Annotated in this window: 4 protein-coding genes; 1 reads left to right on the forward strand and 3 read right to left on the reverse strand. The window is 38.7% G+C overall.

Features of this window, described 5'->3' with window-relative positions:
* Window positions 1-145: 145 nt before the first annotated feature.
* Both NZ519_11500 and NZ519_11505 read right to left on the reverse strand, forming a co-directional pair.
* Window positions 146-1,555, reverse strand: coding sequence for an MBL fold metallo-hydrolase (locus tag NZ519_11500; protein ID MCS7029378.1), 1,410 nt, complete (start codon window positions 1,553-1,555; stop codon window positions 146-148).
* Window positions 1,556-1,566: 11 nt separating this feature from the next.
* Window positions 1,567-2,364, reverse strand: a complete 798-nt coding sequence (locus NZ519_11505; protein ID MCS7029379.1) for a sulfite exporter TauE/SafE family protein — start codon at window positions 2,362-2,364, stop codon at window positions 1,567-1,569.
* A 320-nt stretch (window positions 2,365-2,684) separates the two neighbouring features.
* Here NZ519_11505 and NZ519_11510 point away from each other — a divergent pair, with 320 nt between their 5' ends.
* Window positions 2,685-3,176, forward strand: coding sequence for a hypothetical protein (locus NZ519_11510; GenBank protein MCS7029380.1), 492 nt, complete (start codon window positions 2,685-2,687; stop codon window positions 3,174-3,176).
* Between the two features lie 56 nt (window positions 3,177-3,232).
* On the opposite strand, the gene NZ519_11515 is transcribed toward NZ519_11510, so the two are convergent.
* Window positions 3,233-4,654 (reverse strand): FAD-binding protein, encoded by a 1,422-nt coding sequence (locus NZ519_11515; protein MCS7029381.1) that lies wholly within the window; start codon window positions 4,652-4,654, stop codon window positions 3,233-3,235.
* Window positions 4,655-5,327 lie beyond the last annotated feature (673 nt).

Consider the following 5,327-nt stretch of genomic DNA (forward strand, 5'->3'; position numbering starts at 1 on the left):
AGCGTTAGCGAAGTACCGAAGCGAAGCGTAGTGCGGAATGCCCCGACCCTTGCGTTAGCAAGGGGCACGCCCAAAAATAAACTAAAATAAAAAAGCAAGCTACTACACACAGCTTGCTTTCGTTTGAGATTTTGAATATCAATCCTTACACTTTTTTACTTTGACATGAGTAGTCAGTTTTTGGAATACTTGTGTTTTTAATAGCATTAAATCCTCCTTCAATCTCTGTGAAATTTCTGTATCCGCGGGAGAGCAATATGCTCGCTGCAATCATGCTACGATAACCTCCTGCACAATGAATATAAAAATGCTGCTGTGGGTTAATATCCTTCAACCAATCGTTAATGTAGTCCAAAGGTTTATTTTCTGCGTTTTGGATATGCTCTGCGTTGTATTCAGAAGGTCTGCGTAAGTCAATGATTAGGTCTTTTTCTATATCTACTTGGCTTTCAAACTGTTGTGCTGTGATTCTATTTACAGTATCTATTTCAAAACCTGCGTTTTTCCATGCTTCAAAACCGCCATCGAGATAGCCAACCACATTATCAAAACCTACGCGACTTAATCTTGTAACGGCTTCTTCTTCTGTACCTGGCGTACAGACCAACGCAATAGGCTGCTGTACATCTACAATCATAGCACCTACCCAAGGCGCAAAATCACCTTTTAAGCCAATGTTTATGCTGTTAGGAATGAAACCTTTGTAGAATTCTGATGCAGGTCTAGTGTCCAAAATGAGGGCGTTAGTAGCTTCTACTACTGCTTCAAATTGATTGACCTCAATCGGATGAAGTCCTTTTTTGAGTACATTCTCAAAGCTTTGATAGCCCTCCTTGTTCATAGCTACGTTCATACCAAAGTATTTAGGTGGGGGAAGTAGACCATCTAAAACTGCTTTGATAAAAGCTTCTTTATTAGGTTGTCTAAGCGCGTAATTGACTTTCTTTTGATTGCCCAAAGTGTCTACGGTTTCTTTCATCATATTTTTGCCACAAGCGCTTCCTGCACCATGAGCAGGATAAACAATTACGTCATCGGGCAGGGGCATAATTTTGTTCATCAGGCTATCATAAAGCATCCCTGCAAGTTCTTCTTGGGTCATGTTAGCTGCTTTTTGGGCTAAATCAGGTCTGCCCACATCGCCCAAGAACAAGGTATCGCCTGAGAAAATACAGTAAGGTTTTCCGTTTTCATCTTTGAGTAGATAAGTAACGCTTTCTAAGGTGTGCCCAGGCGTGTGTAGCACTTGAATAGTGATGTTTCCAATTTTGAACTCTTGCCCATCTTCGGCAATGATGGCTTCGAAAGCAGGTTTTGCCGTAGGACCATAGACAATTGGCGCTCCTGTTGCCTTGCTCAAATCTAAATGCCCTGATACAAAGTCTGCATGAAAATGCGTTTCAAAGATGTACTTTAACTTAACCCCATCTTTTGCCAATCGGTCTAGGTAAGGCTTAGTTTCCCGCAAGGGATCGATGATGGCTGCTTCTCCATTTGAGGTAATGTAATAAGCACCTTGTGCCAAGCAGCCCGTATAGATTTGCTCTACTTTCATAGGTTTTTAATTTACGAATATACAATTTCTTTGACAAGAATAAAAATTCCCACGCTTAAAATAAACCAACCAAAGCCTACTTTAAGCTGTTGTGAGTTAATTCTTTTAACGAATCCGCTACCAATGAGCATTCCAAGAATAGAAATGCTGCTGACTATCATTAAAAAGCGCCAATCTATATTCATGAGGTTATTTTGGCTCAAAAAGCCTGCTATTGAATTGACAGTAATAAGCAGCAAAGATGTTCCAACGGCTTTTTTCATGTCTATGTATGCAAAACTTACTAGCGCAGGGATAATTAAGAAACCTCCTCCGATGCCTAGTAATCCCGTCAAAAAGCCCACTACCATACCTACTATGGCAAGTTTTATCCAAGATACGGGGGAGTTTGGTGAGTTTTTCAAAGTTTCTGTTTGGGGTTTACGGATAAATCTTAATGAAGCAGCTATCATCAAGGTAGCAAAAAATATCATTAAAATAAAATCTCTGTTTATGGACATGCTTTCAGTCAAATAAATAGTTGAGGGTATTTGAGGTACTATGTATTTTCGGGTTATACTTACAAGTAGCAATGAAGGAATTCCAAATATAAGGCTTGTTACGAGGTTAATATGTTTTTGGTTAGAGTATTTTACTACACCTACCAAGCTGGTCAGACCTACCACAAACAGGGAATAACCTGTTGCTTGTAGAAAGTCCAATTTGAAAAGATAAACTAGAATGGGCATCATTAAGATACTTCCTCCGCTCCCTGTTAAGCCCAATGAAATTCCAATTAAAAGAGTTGCTGCGTAGCCTATTATTTCCATTTTTCAGACAATTTTACGCATAACTTATCGTTTATGTGTGTTACTTAGGTTACATTCATTCCAAAGGTCTGTTTTTTGATAAGAAGATAAAGGTTTGTATTTTTTTGGGCGTGCCCTTGTGGGCGTTTCGCTGCGCTCATGCAAGCAAGGACACGTCCAAAAAAATCAAAATCTTAATAACTTATTCGCAAACCTTCGTGTGAACGAAAGATAAACTTAATAATAAATAATCTTAACTCCGCTTCAAAAAGATAAAACTCGCTTATATTTGAATAATAATCCACTTTACAATTATTACAATGACTTTCTTTGCTTATTTAATGACAATAATTGGTTTGATAGGGTTAACTGTGCATGTTGTCATTTTTTGGAGAAGAGTAAAAAAAGCACGAACATATACCAAAGTGGATGGTACTGTTATCAGAATAGAAAAAGAGTTTTGGGAGGGAGATACAGATGAACCAGGTAGATACTATGCTGTTCCAATCGTCGAGTTCAAGATACAAGGAGTAGGAACGTTAGAACTAAGATGGAACAACGAGTATAGGTCAAGTGCCAAAGATTTGAACATAAGAGTAGGAAAGAAGGTAAAGGTCATCTACCCTGGTCAGGACTACATGAAAGCCGAAATTTGGGATTACAACAAAGAGCTCTATGAATTTATCACTTATTCACTATCGGGCATATTCCTGATAGTATTTGGTATTTCAATGATTTACAGACCCAAAGAGGCTATTATATACGGTGGTTTTGGTATTCTGTTGTTAATGCTGCTGCTATGGATCTTGAAAGCAATTAGAAAGGTATTATGAAACAAAATTGATAAAGTTATGTGCTTAAAATAAAATAACCTACTCTTTTACACGGACTATACAAATATCTTTTGAGGGTTGAGAATTCCGTTAGGGTCAAAAATTTTCTTGATTTGTTTCATAATATCTATTTGTACAGGATCGAAAACAATGTCTAAGTATGGTCTTTGTACATATCCGACGCCGTGTTCTCCAGAAATGGTACCCCCTAACTGCTTGCAAAGATGAAATATCTCACGTATGGCTTGAGGTATCGTTTCTTTCCACATCTTGTCAGGCATATTCTCTTTTACAATATTGACATGTAAATTACCATCGCCAGCATGCCCATAACAAATAGAACGAAACCCATACCTTTTACCTATTTCCTTTACCCCTTGTAATAACTTACCTAAATGCGCACGAGGTACTACGGTATCCTCTTCTTTGTAAATGCTGTTTTGCTTTACTGCTTCTCCTATGCTTCGGCGTAACTTCCACAAATTAGCTTGGGCATCTGTACTATCAGCGAATAAAACTTCCCCAATAGGATAGGCTTCTAAAACTTTGTATATTTTTTCACAGTCTTGGTATAAGCTTTCTAACTCGTTACCATCTACCTCTATAAGGAGATGTGCGCGTATATGAGGGTCATCAAATAATTGAATACCTGTGTACTTTTGTCCCCATGTAATTGCATCGTATTCCATGAATTCCAAAGCTGAAGGGGTGATGTTTATCCGAAAAATAGATGCTACTGCATTACAGGCCGCTATCTCTTCATAAAAAGGAACTAACATACACAATCTAAATTTAGGGTACGGGATAAGTTTAACGAATATTTTTGTAACCACTCCCAATGTGCCCTCTGAACCTATTATCAAAGCAGTTAGATTATACCCTGTGGCATTTTTTAAGGTTTTTGCACCTGTTTGAATGATACTGCCATTTGCTAAAACTACTTCTAATCCTAAAATATAATCCTTGACTACGCCGTATTTTACTGCTCTCGGTCCGCCTGAGTTGTGTGCAATGTTACCTCCCATAAAGCAGCTTCCTCTACTAGATGGGTCAGGAGGGTAGAATAATCCTTTTTCTATTACTGCTTCTTGAAATACTTGTGTAATTACTCCAGGTTCTACAACAGCTTGAAAATTCAGGGTATCAATTTCTATAATTCTGTTAAGATTTTCAACGCTTAAACATACGCCTCCACATACGCATAAAGAACCACCACTTAAACCTGTTCCTGCCCCTCGTGGTGTTACAGGTATGTGTTTTTCATTACAATAAGATAAAATTTGACTAATCTGCTCGGCTGAGTGAGGTTTTAAGACAATTTCAGGATAAAAAACATAATCTTCCGTGTGGTCAGAGAGATAATTTTCATATTTTTCTTGTTGCGGTAGAAGGATATTTTTTGCACTCACTATTTTTTCAAAATACTCTACGTCCTCTTGATATACTTTTTGATAAGGTAACGTATCTTGACCATTCATAAAACAAAAATAAAAACATCTATCTAAACAAGATAATTATCAATCAGGTATTATAAGGTAGAATATAATAATGGTTGATTTTACTTTTTTGGGCGTGTCCCTCGCTGCGCTCGGGTCGGCGTGCTACGGGCTGACGGTGCTACGCCCCCACCCGCCCCCTGGGCAAGAGTAAAAGCGTGGGCGAGGGGCTTCGCACCGTGCTAACGCACGCCCTCCGCATGCCTCACGCACGCAGCATGTATGCTCATCTCATTCATTCAAGACCTAACCTTGCAAGTACCTGATAACGTAGTTTGAGCTTCCTAGCTTAAACAAATAAACACATAACTACAAAGATAAAATTTGCATATTCAAGGTTAAAGCGTCGTGTAAAGTCCATGCATTCAAGATTTAACCTTGTACATGCTTGAAAATCAATGTAAAACAAGATAAAGCGAATGCGGTTCAAACAAAGTAAAAAATTTTAAACTTGTAAGTGATTGATAATGAGCATTAAACAAAGTAAAAAAATACATGTATACAAACAAGATAAAACACCAAAATACCACTTGCGTGAGGCATGCGAAGGGCAAGCCGTCAGGCTTGGTGCGAAGCGCAGCGCAGCACCGAAGCGTCAGCGCAGCCCGTAGCACGCCGACCTTGCCCACACAAGCGCAGCGAAGTGTGGGCAAGG

The sequence above is a fragment of the Bacteroidia bacterium genome (genome assembly GCA_025056095.1).
Lineage (GTDB): Bacteria > Bacteroidota > Bacteroidia > JANWVE01 > JANWVE01 > JANWVE01.

Excerpts from the sequence above, each read along its gene's own strand:
- NZ519_11505 (MCS7029379.1), bottom strand. The coding sequence starts at position 2,364 with ATGGAAATAATAGGCTACGCAGCAACTCTTTTAATTGGAATTTCATTG.
- NZ519_11500 (MCS7029378.1), bottom strand. The coding sequence starts at position 1,555 with ATGAAAGTAGAGCAAATCTATACGGGCTGCTTGGCACAAGGTGCTTAT.
- NZ519_11510 (MCS7029380.1), top strand. The coding sequence starts at position 2,685 with ATGACAATAATTGGTTTGATAGGGTTAACTGTGCATGTTGTCATTTTT.
- NZ519_11515 (MCS7029381.1), bottom strand. The coding sequence starts at position 4,654 with ATGAATGGTCAAGATACGTTACCTTATCAAAAAGTATATCAAGAGGAC.